Origin of the sequence: Pelagimonas sp. (assembly GCF_050633425.1) — a bacterium.
In the GTDB taxonomy this organism is placed as follows: Bacteria; Pseudomonadota; Alphaproteobacteria; order Rhodobacterales; family Rhodobacteraceae; genus Pelagimonas.
On record NZ_JBOEGM010000015.1, the window covers coordinates 1 to 16649 of the forward strand.

General features: G+C 53.5%; 15 protein-coding genes. 13 read left to right on the forward strand and 2 right to left on the reverse strand.

Features of this window, described 5'->3' with window-relative positions:
- The 4 genes from ACRBB0_RS13070 to ACRBB0_RS13085 form a co-directional block, all read left to right on the forward strand.
- On the forward strand, nt 1–1067 hold a 1067-nt coding region (locus tag ACRBB0_RS13070; protein ID WP_431374881.1), incomplete at its 5' end, for a methyl-accepting chemotaxis protein.
- Nucleotides 1068–1104: 37 nt separating this feature from the next.
- The gene (locus ACRBB0_RS13075) at nt 1105–1950 is read left to right on the forward strand and encodes a CheR family methyltransferase (protein ID WP_431374882.1); all 846 of its coding nucleotides are present in this window, start codon (nt 1105–1107) and stop codon (nt 1948–1950) included.
- On the forward strand, nt 1950–2441 hold the full coding sequence (locus ACRBB0_RS13080; protein ID WP_431374883.1) for a chemotaxis protein CheD: 492 nt from the start codon (nt 1950–1952) through the stop codon (nt 2439–2441). Before ACRBB0_RS13075 ends, ACRBB0_RS13080 begins: the two co-directional genes overlap by 1 nt.
- Nucleotides 2438–4045, forward strand: coding sequence for a chemotaxis protein CheW (locus tag ACRBB0_RS13085; protein WP_431374884.1), 1608 nt, complete (start codon nt 2438–2440; stop codon nt 4043–4045). Before ACRBB0_RS13080 ends, ACRBB0_RS13085 begins: the two co-directional genes overlap by 4 nt.
- A gap of 277 nt (nt 4046–4322) precedes the next feature.
- Here the strand turns inward: ACRBB0_RS13085 and ACRBB0_RS13090 are convergent, their stop codons facing one another.
- Nucleotides 4323–4667, reverse strand: coding sequence for a PilZ domain-containing protein (locus ACRBB0_RS13090; RefSeq protein ID WP_431374885.1), 345 nt, complete (start codon nt 4665–4667; stop codon nt 4323–4325).
- A gap of 335 nt (nt 4668–5002) precedes the next feature.
- Nucleotides 5003–6010 (reverse strand): LacI family DNA-binding transcriptional regulator, encoded by a 1008-nt coding sequence (locus ACRBB0_RS13095; RefSeq protein WP_431374886.1) that lies wholly within the window; start codon nt 6008–6010, stop codon nt 5003–5005.
- A gap of 186 nt (nt 6011–6196) precedes the next feature.
- Here ACRBB0_RS13095 and iolG point away from each other — a divergent pair, with 186 nt between their 5' ends.
- From iolG to ACRBB0_RS13140, 9 genes are all read left to right on the forward strand, one after another.
- Nucleotides 6197–7189 carry an inositol 2-dehydrogenase gene (gene iolG / locus ACRBB0_RS13100; RefSeq protein WP_431374887.1) on the forward strand — a complete coding sequence of 331 codons (993 nt, stop codon included), beginning with the start codon at nt 6197–6199 and terminating at the stop codon, nt 7187–7189.
- 137 nt (nt 7190–7326) lie between these two features.
- Nucleotides 7327–8247, forward strand: a complete 921-nt coding sequence (locus tag ACRBB0_RS13105; RefSeq protein ID WP_431374888.1) for a substrate-binding domain-containing protein — start codon at nt 7327–7329, stop codon at nt 8245–8247.
- A gap of 66 nt (nt 8248–8313) precedes the next feature.
- The gene (locus tag ACRBB0_RS13110) at nt 8314–9423 is read left to right on the forward strand and encodes an ABC transporter permease (RefSeq protein ID WP_431374889.1); all 1110 of its coding nucleotides are present in this window, start codon (nt 8314–8316) and stop codon (nt 9421–9423) included.
- Nucleotide 9424: 1 nt separating this feature from the next.
- Nucleotides 9425–10246, forward strand: a complete 822-nt coding sequence (locus ACRBB0_RS13115) for an ATP-binding cassette domain-containing protein (RefSeq protein WP_431374890.1) — start codon at nt 9425–9427, stop codon at nt 10244–10246.
- A gap of 118 nt (nt 10247–10364) precedes the next feature.
- Entirely contained in the window at nt 10365–12275 is a 1911-nt protein-coding gene (locus ACRBB0_RS13120) for a bifunctional 5-dehydro-2-deoxygluconokinase/5-dehydro-2-deoxyphosphogluconate aldolase (protein ID WP_431374891.1), read from the forward strand.
- Between the two features lie 4 nt (nt 12276–12279).
- The gene (gene iolD / locus ACRBB0_RS13125) at nt 12280–14112 is read left to right on the forward strand and encodes a 3D-(3,5/4)-trihydroxycyclohexane-1,2-dione acylhydrolase (decyclizing) (protein ID WP_431374892.1); all 1833 of its coding nucleotides are present in this window, start codon (nt 12280–12282) and stop codon (nt 14110–14112) included.
- The gene (iolE, locus tag ACRBB0_RS13130; protein WP_431374893.1) at nt 14112–15017 is read left to right on the forward strand and encodes a myo-inosose-2 dehydratase; all 906 of its coding nucleotides are present in this window, start codon (nt 14112–14114) and stop codon (nt 15015–15017) included. The genes iolD and iolE overlap by 1 nt, the downstream gene beginning before the upstream one ends.
- 5 nt (nt 15018–15022) lie before the next feature.
- Nucleotides 15023–15829: a 5-deoxy-glucuronate isomerase gene (gene iolB / locus ACRBB0_RS13135; protein WP_431374894.1), complete on the forward strand. Its 807-nt coding sequence runs from the start codon at nt 15023–15025 to the stop codon at nt 15827–15829.
- Nucleotide 15830: 1 nt separating this feature from the next.
- On the forward strand, nt 15831–16610 hold the full coding sequence (locus ACRBB0_RS13140; protein ID WP_431374895.1) for a TIM barrel protein: 780 nt from the start codon (nt 15831–15833) through the stop codon (nt 16608–16610).
- The last annotated feature ends 39 nt before the right edge of the window (nt 16611–16649 follow it).

Here is a 16649-nt window from a genome sequence, read left to right on the forward strand (position 1 = left end):
AGTTTGAGTTAGATGGTACGATCATCACTGCCAATGAAAACTTTACGGCGACTGTTGGCTATTCCTTGGATGAAATCCAAGGTCAACATCATCGAATTTTCTGTGATCCAGAATATGCGGGATCGCCAGAATATAAAAAATTCTGGGCAGATTTGGCAGTGGGAGAATTCTATGCTGGTGAATTCAAACGCTTTGGCAAAGGCGGTGAAGAAGTTTGGATTAATGCGAGCTACAATCCGATTTTTGATGCGGACGGCAAACCTTATAAGGTCGTAAAATTTGCCAGCAACATCACTGCGGAAAAAAGTGTCGCTAAAGAAGTGACACGTATTGCCGTCGAATTTGTGAGCCAATCCAAGTCGATTTCGGAACAATCGCACACAGTTGCCAGCGGGGCGCAAACGCTTGGATGCACAACCGAAGAAATCAGCGCGTCCGTCGAAGAGCTGAGTGCGTCAATTGACTCGATTGCGCAGAACAGCAATCACACAGACGAGATTGCGCAGAAGACCAAGGACGAAGCGGCACAAGGTGCCATGGCGATTGACCGCTCTATCGAAGCGATGGACCTGATTAACGCCTCCTCCGAAGAGATCAGCGAGATTGTCAAAACCATCAGTGAAATCGCCAGCCAAACCAATCTCTTAGCCTTTAACGCCGCGATTGAAGCTGCGCGGGCGGGTGAGCACGGGCTTGGGTTCTCAGTTGTTGCAGACGAGGTGCGCAAACTGGCGGAACGTTCTTCGCAATCCACCAAGGAGATCAGCAAACTGATCAATGAAACGGTAAAACGCGTTGCCCAAGGCAGCGAAATCTCCCGCGAAGCAGGGGCCGCATTCAAAAAGATTCTGTCTGGTATTTCCGATACCACAGATTCAATTGCGCAAATCTCGGTTGCTGCAAACGAACAGCAGACCGCTGCGAGGGACGTCTCCGAAGCCATTCAAAGCATCGTCGACGCGTCGGAACAGGCCGTTATCGCATCGGATGCGATCGCATCCGCGACGGATGATTTGAATACGGGTGCTCAAGAGTTGAAGGAAGAAGTGGCAAAACTGGGCTGCTGAAACCGGATGAAGTGTGTAGGTAAGAAGAGGCTTTGCGATGAGTGCTGCTAAAACAGACGTCACAATGAGTGATGGTGATTTCTCCAAATTGCGTGCCATTGTGCATAAAAACACCGGTATCACCATCGGTGAAACCCGGAAATCGATGTTGGTTAGCCGCTTGCGAAGTCGTTTGCGCGAAGTCGAAGAGCCCGATTTCGCGGCTTATATCACGCGCCTTTCAAAAGACCCGGACGAGATGCAAGAGTTGACCAACCGGGTTACGACGAACGAAACTTATTTCTATCGCACACCACGGGTTTGGGATTATTTTCAAGATGAATTCCTACCCCAATTTCTTGACCAGGGCCAAAATCGTGCTTTGCGGGTGTGGTCTGGTGCCGCTTCAACCGGGGAGGAGGCGCATACAATTGGTGTTTTGCTGGAAGACATTCGATTGGGTCATCAAAAGTTCGACTATTCAGTACTGGGCACCGATGTCTCATCCAGGGTTTTGAAGGTTGCGACCGACGGCCAATACAAGGGGCGGTCTATTGCGCGATTCCGCGAGGCAAAGCCTAACCTGTTCGACAAGCACATGGCCGGCAATGACACGGACGGTTTCAAGGCTAATCCTCAAATCCGTTCCCGGATCAAGTTCAAATTGCACAACCTGTTTGATCGACTCAGTGGGGCAGGGCCGTTTGATGTCGTGTTCCTGCGCAATGTGTTGATCTATTTTACCGATGAAGATCAGGAGAAGATTCTACGTCAAGTGCATAGCCAAATGCGCCCTGATGGGGTTTTGTTCATTGGTGAAAGCGAAACCCTAACCAAACTAAATTCACCTTTCGAGCCAATTGCGCCGATCATCTATCGTCCAAAAGCAAAGGCCAACGGCTGATGCAATTGGGCGAATGTGAAAAATTGCACGTCACGATTGGCCAGGTCAAGATTGGACGGGCTGGGCAAAGCCTGCATGCCATACTTGGCTCTTGCATCGGATTGGGCATTTTAGACCCGGCGAATGGGATTTTTGGACTGGCGCATTGTTTACTGTCCAAATCGTCACAGCCCAGCACGAAAATTTGTGGCCGCCATGTCGATCAGGCGGTTTACTCGCTGAAGAAATTGATGGAATTGGACAGCCGTTCGATGCGTAAACTTCAAGGCATTGTCGTTGGCGGGGCCAACATGACCCTTCCAGAAGATGCAGATCCAGCCCGTATGGTCGGCCAGATCAATTCGACGTTCGCCTACAAAACCCTGCGCGAGGAGGGATTGCGGCGCATTCATGAGGATGTGGGCGGCATGCTGGGGCGACAAATTACCATTGATTGTACCAGCGGTGAATTTACCGTCTCTGCCATTCCAAGATTGGAGGCTCAACGATGATGTTGGATCAAACAGATGTCCCTCAACAGACGGAGAACTCCGTCGTATTGGATCAGCCTGACAACAATCTGGAGCAAGCCGCTTCACCACCGTCGCATGTTGCGCAAAAATCAGAGACAACCGATGAAATCTACGGCTCCTTTTTAATTGGAGACAGCGAATTCGCGATACCGGTGTCTGCGGTTCAGGAGGTGGTGAATGAGCCAGAGAATATTTCGCCTGTTCCGCTTGCTCCTGCTTTCATGCTGGGCCTGTTCAACTTGCGTGGCCAGATTATTCCCATCGTAGATCTGCGAATTCTGTTGGACTTTCCCGATCAAGATTCGGCGTCAGCTCGAAAAGTTGCGATTATTGAATTTGGCGAACATTGCATTGGTTTACTGTTCGATCGTACGGGTGAAGTGCTCAGTGGGAACCAAGCTGCGCGGGTTAATTTTCACCCCAAAAAGGACGGCATCCGAGATGTTGTGATAAACGGCGTTTTGAAATTTGAAGAGGGCAACCGTCTTGTTCAACTGTTGGATCCGTACGAATTGCTAAACCTCGACCGGGTGCCGCGCGCCGACAAGGCGTCGGATCATGCGGTGGTGAAATCTGCTAAGGGTAAGCGTCACAATTGTATTTCTTTTCAAACCGGGCATACGACCTGTGCCATTGATTTACGTCATGTCAAAGAAATTCGCAAAATGCCGGATGTGGATCAGTCTTTGTTTGCCAGGGGCAATGTTATCGGCACGACCAACCTGCGCGGGGTTATTCTGCCCGTGGTCGATTTTCGCGCATTTTTGGGGGACCGCGCAGCGTATCATTTGGGCCGGACCATTCCCAAGGAACGCAAAATGGTGGTTCTGGAGACCACGGCCGGTTTGATTGGCCTGATGGTTTTTTCAATTGACAGTATTCTGCCGTATTTTAAGGACGATGTTTTGCCCTTTGCCAAGCTGGCCTTGCCGCGCGGTGATTATGTAGACGGGTGTCTTATTGATGACGAAGGTAAGATCGTCATGATGCTTGATCATAGCAAGCTGCAATCCGACCGCGAATTGGTGGAAATTGCTAAAGCGTGTCAAGAAATCTATCCGGCCGAGGGAAAGTTCAAGGACGATGAAACAACCCAGACCAGCGCGACCCGGCGAACTTACATTCGCTTCACCTTTGAAAAGAAATTTGCGCTAGATACCGTCTGTGTCAGCGAAGTCATAAACTGCCCTGAACAGTTACTAGAGCCACCATTTTCGTTGGATTTTGTTGAGGGAATAATTAACTTACGCGGAGAATTGATCACCCTCTTCAACCCTCGCTTGCTATATGGAATGCCCCCAAATCAGGTTGAGGGGCAAAAGGTGCTGATTTTCAAAAATAAAGGCATCAAATACGGCATCCTGGTGGACTCGGTCGACGAAATCATCATGACCAGCGTTGACAACATTGCGGAATTGCAACCGTTAGACCGCCAAGGAAATGGTCAACGGATCATCGACGATGTTGAGGGATGTCTGAACCACAAGTCGGCAAGTAATGAGCCGGTATCTGTCCTTGTTTTGGATGCATCCGCAGTGATCAATCGATGTATGCGAGCAATGGAGCATGCACAGCTGAGTTGAATTGTCAGCGTTGCCACAGGATCTAGTAGGATTTGCGACTTTAAGGCGCAATTTCCATGAAGGATTCATGCCTAGAATCCGTTACGGCCAGTCTGCAATACCTGCAATCGTCTCCTGCAAAACACCCACCCAAGCTTGGTGAAGTGTAACAAGGCGTTGACACAAAACGGGTTTTCGAAAATCTCGCTTTTCGAGACAGGGCTCCTTTTGTAGCCGCTTGTCGAGTTCGGGAATCAGCGAAAACCGTTTTGTAAGTGTGCTGTATCGCGACGGTGTCCTATTTGTACCGTCTGTAATCGTCGATAATGCTTCGCAAGAGCGGTTTCTCAGATTTTCCGACACGAAATTTCACACCGGCGGTTTGCGGCGCAGCCCATTTGATGTTCGCATAGCACAAGCCAAAGCCCGGAAGGTCTATGTGAACCCGTTCTTCTTCAGCGAATGGTCTGTCTTCACCGTTAAACTGGAGAAGTGCACCATATGCTGACATGTTCTTAATGAAGCAGTCGAGGGAAACACGCCCGTTTGAAACCGAGCCAATAATGTCAACGTCGTGGCGTTGACGAGCATCTGTTGAGGGAACAGGCTGTGAGGAAGTCGAAGTCGCTGATCTGTGCTGCATTAAAAGCTCTCCACTAAAGACAGCGAGAGTTTAGCTTGGCCCCGTTAAATCTTTGCAAAACTGAGCGGGGCGGGGGCCTGCCGCGTCGATTTTCTTGTCATCCAAGTTCTGAATTTCTGCACACACAAAGTTGCCGTTTAGGTCTTTATGCGAATGTCTAGGTATGGCTTAAACTTGGTCGCAGGGGCGATGAGAAAGGCTCAATATTGGATCGTGTCACGATGCACAGACGGCCTGAGAATGCCTATTTTTCCACCAAGGCAAGGCCTGCGAGAACCGAAATCACCCGAGGCACAAAACCTGGATCCTCAAGAAAAACATGTCTTCTAAAGCGGTTACGCGCTCTTGCGAACAATCAGTTGACCCAGAAACGCATTGAGCTTTTTTGACTCGGCTTTACCTTCCAGGACGTCAACCAAAGCGTTTGCCATATCTGTCAGCGGCTGACGATATGTCGTCAATTCATAATGTGGGCTGGACGCCTGTGGTACATCGTCAAATCCGGTTACGGCAATGTCATCTGGGACGCTTAGACCGAGCTCATAGCGCACCGCGTCGATGGCACCCATTGCTAGGGCGTCGTTTTCGCAGACGAGCACATCTGGCAAATCTTTCTTATCTGTCTCGCGGAACAGCTCAGTGACAAGGTGATAAGAATCCTTGGGATCGTATCTGTTTACCGATAAAAACTCGGGACGGTGGCCTGTGGTCTTCTCCCACTGAGAGAGAAAGGTTTCTTTACGTTGCAGGTGGGCAGATTGTGTTTGCGGGCCGGCAATAAAGAGCGGGTTTCGGTAACCGGCTGAAAAGACGTGATCTGTTAACGTCGTAATGGCCCCACGATCGTCGCAGAAAAACGAAATCGTGTTGTCGTTGCTCGACATTCGGGCAAAAATGATCAGCTTTTTAACCCGCTTGGCACCCAAAGCCGTTTCAAGGCTTTGGTCATTGAAGCTCACACCAATGAGAACAGCGGCATCGACGCGTCTCTGGCTGGCATTGAGGAGGGCTTCCGAGGCATCCTTTTCGTCACTCGTGTTGACCAACAAAGTGTCATAGCCATTTTTCCGCAAAATGCGTGTCAGCCGTTCCATCATGATGAGCTTGTGCGGGTTGGCGAAATCATCGACCAATAGAGCAACCAGGTTGGTCCGGTCTGTGGCGAGGCTGGTTGCCAACAAGTCCGGAACATACCCGAGCGCTTTGGCGGCTTTGGTTACCTTTTCGCGCGACTTGGCTGAGATAGACGCATCCTTTTTAAAGGCGCGATTTACGGTCCAACGCGACACGCCCGCGAGCGCAGCTACGTCATCCGCCGTTATAGAACCGCCTCCTTTGTTCATGATGTTTCCTATTCCTTTCCCCAAAATTATCGGGACACCCATGCCGCTAAAGTCGCTGCTAAAGTCATTGTAACCCTATCACATCCGTGAGGCCACTAGATTTCTGCACGCGCGTGCAAATTTTACTTGCACCCGCGTGCAGAAGTGTGAATATTCGGTATCAAATGGGATTCGGGAGGAGTTAAAATGCGGGTTGGCTTGCTGGGCGCAGGGCGCATAGGGAATGTTCATGCTCAGGCGATCACGACGCATCCGGAGAGTGAACTTGCCGCTGTTTCCGATGCTTTTGAACAAAACGCTCAGGCACTGGCGAGCGGTTACGGTTGTGATGTTCTGTCTTCGGATCAAATCTTCGCGGACCCTTCAATTGACGCGGTTTTGATTGCCACATCGACCGACACACACTCGGATTTGATCGAAGCTGCCGCCGCTGCGGGGAAGGCTGTTTTGTGTGAAAAGCCAGTCGATCTTAGCCTTGAGCGCGCATCTGCCTGCCTTGAGACCGTTGGGGCAAAGGCTTCGGACATCATGATTGGCTTCAATCGCCGGTTTGACCCAAGTTTCAGCGCTTTGAAAGCCGCCATTGATGCGGGCGAAATTGGCAAAACAGAGCTTCTGTCGATCACGTCTTTCGATCCTGCGCCACCACCGGTTGAATATATCAAAGTGTCCGGCGGTCTGTTTCGCGACATGATGATTCACGATTTTGATATGGCCAATTACATTTTTGGCGCTGCCCCTGTCACAGTGTCGGCGGTTGGGACGTCCATTGCTGATCCTGCGATTGGCGCGGAAGGCGATGTTGATACCGCGGTTGTGACGCTGACTTATGCGGATGGACGTATCGCCGTGATCAAGAATTCGCGTCGCGCGGTCTACGGCTATGATCAGCGTGTCGAGGTTCTGGGTTCGGAAGGGCTTTTGCAGGCGCAAAACGTGCTTGAGAATACCGTGGTCAAATCGACCACTGATGGTGTCAGCAGTGCTAAGCCGACCTACTTTTTTCTTGAGCGTTACATGCCCGCATACAGGGCAGAGTGGGCCGCATTTGTTGAGGCAAACAAGGCCGGCAAAGGCATGCCAGTTGATTTGAAGGATGGCGTGGCTGCGCTTGCCATGGCCGAAGCGGCAACGCGGTCTTCTAAGACCGGCAAGCCTGTTGTGCTGGCGGATATTTAACAGATTTCGGGTTGCAAGGAGGCGACCTGACATGTGGTTCTTGCCCAAATTGGGCAGGACAAAATGCGCGACAATAGTCGTGCTCGAACAGCGCCGAATTTAATGGCGCATCGGAAAATCTAAGGGAGGATACCCAAATGAAAATGTTTGTAAAAGGCGCTCTGGCGGCCTGCGCGATGTCTGTCGCCGCACCTGCAATCGCACAGGACATCTCGGTCGTGACCCACGGTCAGGCGAATGACGCGTTCTGGTCGGTTGTGAAGGCCGGTGTTGACGCCGCCGCCGCAGACACTGGTGCGAACGTGTCTTACAATTCACCAGAAACATTCGACATGGTTCTGATGTCTCAGCTGATCGATGCGGCAGTGAACGAAGAGCCCGATGGATTGATCATCTCTTTCCCTGATCCAGATGCGCTTGGCCCATCGGTTGAGCGGGCGATTGCGGCTGGTATTCCTGTGATCACCATCAATGCTGGTGGCGCGCAAGGTCGTGAGCTGGGAACAGCGATGCATGTCGGCCAAGACGAATATGACGCCGGTGTTGCCGCTGGTGCGGCGCTCGCCAAAATGGGTGGTAGCAACGCGATCTGTGTGAACCAAGAAGTTGGCAACCTGTCTCTTGACCAGCGTTGTGCAGGTTTCGCAGAAGGTTTCGGCGGTAAAGTGACGGTTCTTCCGACCACAAACGATCCGGCTGAAATCGAGTCCAAAGTGACTGCGGCGCTGGCGTCTGATGAATCAGTCGACACCGTTATGGCGCTGGGTGCGTCAACTGCTGGTGAACCATCGGTTGCAGCCGTCAAGGCGTCGGGCCGCGATGTAAATGTTGCAACATTTGACCTGTCCGCAGGCTTCTTGCAGTCCATCGTTGATGGCGATGCGGCATTTGCTCTTGACCAACAGCAGTACCTCCAAGGTTACATGTCGGTTTCCGTTATGGCGCTTCAGGGCAAATTTGGCCTGATGCCTGGTGGCGACATTGCTTCTGGTCCAAACCTGATCACAGCTGAAAAAGCCGCTCAAGTGATCGATCTGTCCGCTCAGGGCATTCGCTAAAATTTGGTGAAAAAATTGAGAGTGGCCCGTTATCGGGCCGCTCTCTAGCCAACAAGGAAAAGAGCAATGAGCGATACCACACCAAATTCAATACCGGATGAACGGATCAAGGCCGAATCCTTGATTTCGCGCCTGATGAAGCGACCAGAGCTGGGTGCGATCGCTGGCGTCGTTCTGGTAACTGTCTTCTTTCTGATCACGGCGGATTCCGCCATGTTCACCACCTCCGGCATTATTAACTTTATGACACCAGCAGCCCAGCTTGGCATTCTCGCGATCGGCGCGGCCATGTTGATGATTGGCGGTGAGTTTGACCTGTCAATTGGCTCGATGGTTGCCTTTTCCGGTCTGTTTTTTGGGGCCTGCGTTCTTGTCTGGGGCATGCCTCTGATCGTCGCAATTCCACTTACGTTTGCGTTTTCCGCATGTGTCGGCGCCGTCAACGGGTTCATTGTGATCCGATCTGGTCTGCCGTCTTTCATTGTGACGCTGGCTTTTCTCTTTATCTTGCGCGGTTTGTCTCTTGTCGGGCTGAAATGGGCGTCGGGTGGGTCTACCCAGTTGCGCGGCGTGCGTGATGCGACCGAAAATGACTGGCTTGCACCGCTTTTCTCCGGTGATGCATTCCCTGGTTTCTTTGCCTGGTTGGCCGAGAAGGGGCTTGTCGAAACGTTCAAAAACGGAACGACCAAAGTGCCAGGCATTCCTGTCGAAATCCTCTGGTTCATCGTGTTAGCCCTTGCCGCGACATACGTTTTGCTGCGCACGCCTGCGGGCAACTGGATTTTTGCCGCTGGCGGCGATTCCACAGCGGCGTCAAACTCGGGTGTTCCTGTAAAAAGTGTGAAGATTTCACTCTTTATGGTGACGGCCTGCTGTGCTGCTTTGGTTGCGATTATTACGGTCATCGATGCCGGCTCAACGGACGCACGTCGCGGGTTCCAGAAGGAATTTGAAGCGATCATCGCTGCGGTTATCGGGGGTTGCTTGCTGACGGGCGGTTATGGTTCGGCCATCGGTGCATTCTTTGGTGCGATCATCTTTGGAATGGTGGTTATCGGCCTCACCTATACAGGCTTCGACCAAGACTGGTTCCAAGTGTTCCTCGGCGGCATGTTGCTTATCGCTGTCTTGTTCAACAATGCCATTCGCAAACGCGTAACGGGGGAGCGTTGATATGACTGATGACACCAAATTCCACCATGGTGACGTGAAAAACGACGTTGCTCCGATTGTTCAGATGAAGGACATCCAAAAGCACTTCGGCAACATTATTGCGCTTGCTGGTGTGAGTTTCGATATTCGTCCGGGGGAATGTCACTGCCTATTGGGTGACAACGGGGCCGGTAAGTCGACGTTTATCAAAACGATGTCTGGCGTGCACCAACCCACCCACGGAGAAATCCTGTTTGAAGGCGCGCAGATGAGTTTTGCCACTCCGCGTGATTCAATGGAGGCGGGGATTGCAACCGTGTTTCAGGATCTTGCTATGATCCCGCTGATGTCGGTTGCGCGTAACTTCTTTATGGGGCGTGAACCCACAAAGGGGCGCGGTTTGACCAAACGGTTCGATGTGGACGCAGCCAATGAAATCACGATGAGCGAAATGCGCAAGATGGGGATCAACCTGCGTGGTCCTGATCAGGCAGTCGGCACATTGTCAGGCGGTGAACGCCAAACGGTTGCCATTGCGCGGGCGGTTTATTTTGGTGCCAAGGTCCTGATCTTGGACGAGCCAACATCGGCGCTCGGTGTTCGACAAACCTCGAACGTTCTTGCGACAATCGACAAGGTTCGTGATCAAGGTGTTGGGGTGGTTTTCATTAGCCACAATGTTCGCCACGCCTTGGCTGTCGGAGACCGTTTTACGGTTCTGAACCGGGGCAAGACACTTGGCACGGCTATGCGGGGTGAAATCACCCCCGAGGAGCTTCAGGACCTTATGGCCGGTGGCCAGGAAATGGCGCAGCTCGAAGGCTCGCTTGGTGGCACAATCTGACACCATACATTCCTTACCAAACAAGTTCCTCCCAGGAATATCCTGTTGGTAAGTGGGGCTGGTGAGAGAAATCTTATCAGCCCCAATATTTTCAAAATTGAAACTCAAGGCGTGAAAAATGGCGAAACTTGACCTCATCACGATTGGACGGTCTTCTGTGGATCTCTACGGCGCGCAAATTGGTGGCCGTCTCGAAGACATGGGATCGTTCGACAAGTATATTGGCGGCTCTCCCACCAACATCGCGTGCGGCACCGCGCGCTTGGGTTTGAAATCCGCTGTCATCACCGGTGTAGGTGACGAGCACATGGGCCGCTTCATACGCGAGCAATTGCAGCGCGAGGGCGTCAACACCAATGGCGTGAAAACCGATCCTGACCGGCTGACGGCTCTGGTTCTTTTGGGTATTCGTGATCAGGAACAGTTCCCGCTGATTTTCTACCGCGAGAACTGTGCGGACATGGGGCTGACCGTTGATGACATCGACCCTGACTTCATTCGCAGTGCCCGCGCTGTGGTGGCCACCGGCACGCATCTGTCGCACCCACAGGTCGAAGAAGCGACGCTCAAGGCACTGAACACCGCGCGTGCTGCGGGTCTGCAGACCGCGCTCGACATTGACTATCGGCCCAACCTTTGGGGTGTGGCGGGCCATGGTGATGGGGAAAGCCGCTTTGTCGAAAGCGCTGACGTCACCGCAAAGCTCCAATCGACATTGCATCTCTTTGACCTGATCGTTGGCACTGAGGAAGAGTTCCATATCGCGGGCGGCACAACTGACACGATTGCAGCATTGCGCGCTGTTCGTCGCGTCTCCAAGGCAACCCTTGTTTGCAAACGCGGCGCGGCAGGCGCTGTTGCCTTCACGGGGGCTGTTCCCGACAGTCTTGACGATGGGGAAGCCGGGCCTGGTTTTCCGATCGAAGTCTTCAACGTGCTTGGGGCCGGAGACGGCTTTATGTCAGGTCTGCTCAAAGGTTGGCTCGATGGCGAAGACTGGCCGACGGCTCTAAAATACGCCAATGCCTGCGGGGCTTTTGCCGTAAGCCGCCATGGATGTACGCCGGCCTATCCATCTTGGGAAGAACTCGAGTTCTTCTTTGATCGTGGTCTCAAGCGCGCCGACCTGCGCAACGATGCGGAACTGGAACAGGTGCATTGGGCCACAAACCGCCATGGCGATTGGTCCAGCGTTAAAACATTCGCTTTTGACCACCGTCTGCAGCTCGAAGAGATGGACGGGTACACGCTAGAAAAGGGCGGAGCCTTTAAGGAGCTTTGTCTGGATGCCGCGCTCAAGGTCCAGAACGGTCAGCCGGGTTTCGGCATCCTGTGCGATAACCGGATTGGACGCGGGGCGCTGCACCGTGCAACGGGGACGGGGCTCTGGATCGGGCGACCGACAGAATTGCCGGGATCGCGTCCGATTGAATTTGAACCCGAACTGGGTGAAGACTTGGGCCGCTTGCGCGAATGGGCGCAGGAAAATGTGGTTAAGCTGTTGGTCTTTGTGCATCCTGATGATGACGCGGAGACCAAAGAAAAGCACATCACCCGTGTGAAGCGGTTGTACACGGCGGCACGGCGCAACGGTTTGGAATTTCTTCTGGAAATCATCCCATCCAAGGTCGGCCCGGTGGATGACGAAACCTCAGCGACCTTGATCCAAAGCTTCTATGACGCGGGTGTTTACCCGGATTGGTGGAAGCTCGAACCGTTCAAGACAGATCAGGCATGGGCCAATGCTGTTCACGCGATTGAGCGCAACGATCCTCGCACCCGCGGCATTGTTGTGCTGGGTCTTGACGCCCCCGAATCGGAACTGGCGGCGAGCTTTGCCTTGGCTGCAAAACAGCCATTGGTTAAAGGTTTTGCCGTGGGGCGTACGATCTTTGGAGATGCTGCACGCGCTTGGCTCAGTGGTGAGATGGCAGATGACGCTGCTGTGTCCCAGATGGTTGAACGCTATACGCGCCTCTGCGAAATTTGGGACAATGCGCGGGCCGACGCCCGCCTAAACGTGGAGTGATCCGATGAGCGGAACAGTTCGGCTAACAGCGGCTCAGGCCATGGTGCGCTATATTCAGGCGCAAAACACTGAGGATGGAACGCGCTTTATAGAAGGGTGCTGGGCGATCTTTGGTCACGGCAACGTGGCCGGAATCGGCGAAGCGCTGCATGCGCACAAAGAAACCTTCCCTACATGGCGGGGGCACAACGAACAGACGATGGCCCATGCAGCCATCGCCTATGCCAAACAAAAAGGGCGTCGTAAGGCTATGGCTGTCACGTCGTCGATTGGTCCGGGTGCGGCCAATATGGTGACGGCGGCGGCGCTCGCGCATGTGAACCGCCTGCCAGTTCTGTTGATCCCGGGGGACGTTTTTGCCGACCGTGGCCCGGACCCGGTGCTGCAGCAGGTTGAGGATTGGAGTGACGGGACCGTCACGGTCAATGACGCCTTCAAACCGGTTACGCGCTATTTCGATCGCATCACGCGCCCTGAGCAACTTCTTACCGCTTTGCCACGGGCCTTTCGCATTATGACCGATCCGGCGGAATGCGGACCCGTTTGCCTGTCATTCTGTCAGGATGTACAGGCCGAGGCCTATGATTACCCTGAGAGCTTCTTTGAGCCAAAGGTCTGGCGTCAGCGTCGCATGCGCTCTGATGAGGTTGAACTGGCCGAGGTTGCTGATCTGATCCGGTCTGCAAAACGCCCTGTGATCGTGGCAGGCGGCGGGGTGCACTATGCCCAGGCGACCGAGGCATTGGCGACCTTTGTGGACACCCACAAAATTCCTGTCACCGAAACCCAGGCGGGTAAGTCGGCGTTGCCTTGGGATCATCCCTTGAACCTTGGTCCTATCGGTGTGACTGGCGGCGACGCGGCCAACACGGTCTGCGCCGAAGCGGATGTTGTGATTGGTGTTGGAACCCGGTTTCAAGATTTCACCACCGGGTCGTGGGGGCTGTTTGCCAATCCTGCCCGCAAGCTCATCTCGCTGAATGTCGCGGCTTATGACGCGATGAAGCACGGGGCTATGCCGTTGCAATGTGATGCTTTGATCGGTCTCCAAGAGCTTGGCACCGCATTGGACGGCTACATCTCACCGGGTACGGTTGATGGGTTGAAGGCTGATTGGTTTGGCAAAGTTGATCCGCTGACCGAGGCGCCAGAAGACAACACACAACTGCCCAGCGATATGCAGGTGATCGGAGCCGTTCAGCGCGCCGCCGAGGACAACACGGTTGTGATGTGTGCGGCAGGCACGATGCCAGGAGAGCTTCACAAGCTCTGGAAAGCAGGCAAGCCGGGCAGCTATCACATGGAATACGGCTTTAGCTGTATGGGCTATGAAATCGCCGGGGCGATGGGCATCAAAATGGCCGAGCCAGAGCGCGATGTTGTCTGCTTTACCGGGGACGGCACCTATATGATGGCGAATTCCGAAATGGCCACCGCCGCCATGATGGGCATTCCCTTTACAATTGTCATCACAGATAATCGCGGATACGGATGTATCAACCGTTTGCAAATGGGATGTGGTGGAGCAGAGTTTAACAACCTGCTTGAGCATGCCATTGGCGGTGAGAACTCCAATATCGACTTTGCAAAACACGCCGAAGCCATGGGGGCGACCAGCACTAAGGTGCGGTCCATTTCTGAACTGGAAGCGGCGCTGGCAAAACGCTTTGACGCAAAAGGCCCCTATGTGATCGTCATCGACACAGATCCCTATCCGTCTACCGAATATGGCGGCACATGGTGGGACGTGGGCGTGCCAGAAGTCAGTGATCGCGACGAGGTCAATAGCGCGCGTGCCAACTACGAAACCAAGAAAAAACGACAAAGGGCTGACTGATGGCTGTAAAAATTGGCATTTCGCTGATCGCTTGGCAAAATGATGATTTACCTGAGCTGACAAAGGATTTCACCACTGAAGGTGCGATGGAAGATGCGGCGCGTATCGGGTATTCCGGTGTCGAGCGCGGTCGTCGGATGCCGGCCGACACCGACGGGCTGCGCGCTTATCTTGACCGCTATCAGGTGTCTCTTTGTGGCGGTTGGTGCTCAGGTAACCTGATGCTCAATGATATCGCGACCGAGAAAGAGGCCATTCGCGAACAGGTTGAACAATTTGCGGCTCTGAAAGCCCCCTGCATCGTCTATGCTGAATGCTCCAACACCATTCAGGGTAATATCGAGCAACCTGTAAGCCAACGTCCAAAACTCTCGCGTGACGAGGTTATGGCCTATGGTGCGAAGTTGTCCGAAGTTGCCAAATGGGCGCGCGGTAAGGGTGTCGACCTAAGCTATCACCACCATATGGGGGCGATGGTTCAGGATGCGCAAGACATTGATTGGTTGATGGAAGGGGCGACCGATGACCTGACGCTTCTTTATGACACTGGGCATTTGCATTTTGCCGGGGCCGATCCTGTTGCCGTTTTGGATAAATGGGGCCATCGGGTGCATCACGTCCATTTCAAAGACGTGCGCCAACCTGTGCTGGACTGGGTCCAAAAGGAAGACAAAAGCTTTCTCGATGGCGTTGCTGCGGGTGTCTATTCGGTGCCCGGCGACCCGGACGGTTGCATTGATTTTCAGGCGATCACGGACAAACTCAAAGCGATGGATTACAACGGGTGGATTGTTGTTGAGGCGGAACAAGACCCGCTCAAGGCCCCGCCTTATGAGTACTCAAAACTGGGCTTTGACCATATCACCGAAACTTGTGGCCGCTCAGGCCTGATTATTGAGAAGTGAGACCAATGGCTGATCTGCTAAGAAAACCTTTTGGAACCCATGGTAAGGTCCATCAAATCACCCCCGAAAGCGCGGGGTGGCGGTATGTCGGCTTCTCACTTTATCGCTTGAATGCAGGCGATAAAGCAGCCGAAGTCACAGGGGATCGTGAAGTCATCCTCGTGATGGTTGAAGGCAAGGCTGCCATCTCTGGTGCGGGACAAGACTGGGGCGTTCTTGGTGACAGAATGAACGTGTTTGAGAAAACGCCACCGCATTGCCTCTATCTTCCGAATGGCAGCGAATGGGAGGCCACGGCCGAGACCGATTGCGTCATAGCAGTGTGTTCGGCCCCCGGTGTTGGTGGCCACGAGGCGCGCCGCATCGGCCCGGATGGGATCACGCTGACGCAACGCGGCCAAGGCACAAATACCCGTCATATCAACAACATCGCAATGGAAAACGAAGACTTCTGCGACTCGCTCTTGGTGACCGAGGTCTTTACCCCGTCTGGTCATTGGTCGTCTTATCCAAGCCACCGCCATGACGAAGATGACTATCCGCGCATCACATATCTGGAAGAAACCTATTACCACCGTCTCAATCCGGCGGAAGGCTTCGGTATCCAGAGGGTCTATACCGACGATGGTCAGTTGGATGAAACCATGGCGGTCCGCGATGGCGATGTGACGCTTGTTCCGCGTGGGCACCATCCTTGCGGCGCGCCCTATGGGTTCGAGATGTACTACCTGAACGTGATGGCAGGTCCGCTGCGCAAGTGGCGCTTTGTGCCGGCCCCTGAGGTCGAATGGATCATGGAACGGGACGCGTGACTTGACACAACCTTTTCAACTTGCTGCATGCGCTGAAATGCTTTGGAAAGATCAACCCGTCGCATGGCGTGCCGCAAGGCTGACAGAAATGGGGTTTGGTGTCGGGCTTTGGAATTGGCCGGAATGGGACTTAACGGCCCTTGAGAAAACCGGTGCCAATATCACCATCATGAATGGTTACCTCGAAGGGCGTCTGGCGGATAAAGACGGTGCGGATCGTCTGCTGGCGTCCGCGCGTGACGCCGCGCAAATTGGCAAGCGTCTCGGCGCGGATCGTCTGAATTTGCATGGCACTGGGCTTGGGGATGGTGGCATTCCGATCTGGCAGCACGATGTGACGACTGGTCAGATGTGGCTCAATGCGTATGACACCCTGCACCGTATCTGTGATTTGGCCGAAGACGAAGGCGTTGTTTTTACGCTTGAAAACCTCAATCAGCTCGATCACCCTGGGTGTCCGTTCGGCTCAACAAAAGACGTTTTGGCTCTCGTGTCTTCGGTCAATCGGCCGCAACTGCGGATCAACCTTGATCTTTATCACACACAGATTGGCGAAGGTGATCTGATCCGCTGGTGTGAGAAATGCTTGCCTTGGGTCGGTGAAGTTCAAGTGGCTGACAACCCGGGTCGTTGCGAACCCGGGACCGGTGAAATCAAATACAAAGCTGTTGCCCGTGCCTTGTCCAAGATGGGCTATTCTGGTCCGGTCGGGTTGGAGGCTTTTGCAGAGGGCGACGAAGAGGATGCATTGGAAGCCTTCCGGGCGGCCTTCACCCTATAAAGGGGCGGCACCAAAAATCTCGCGCTGTCAGGCGCGAGA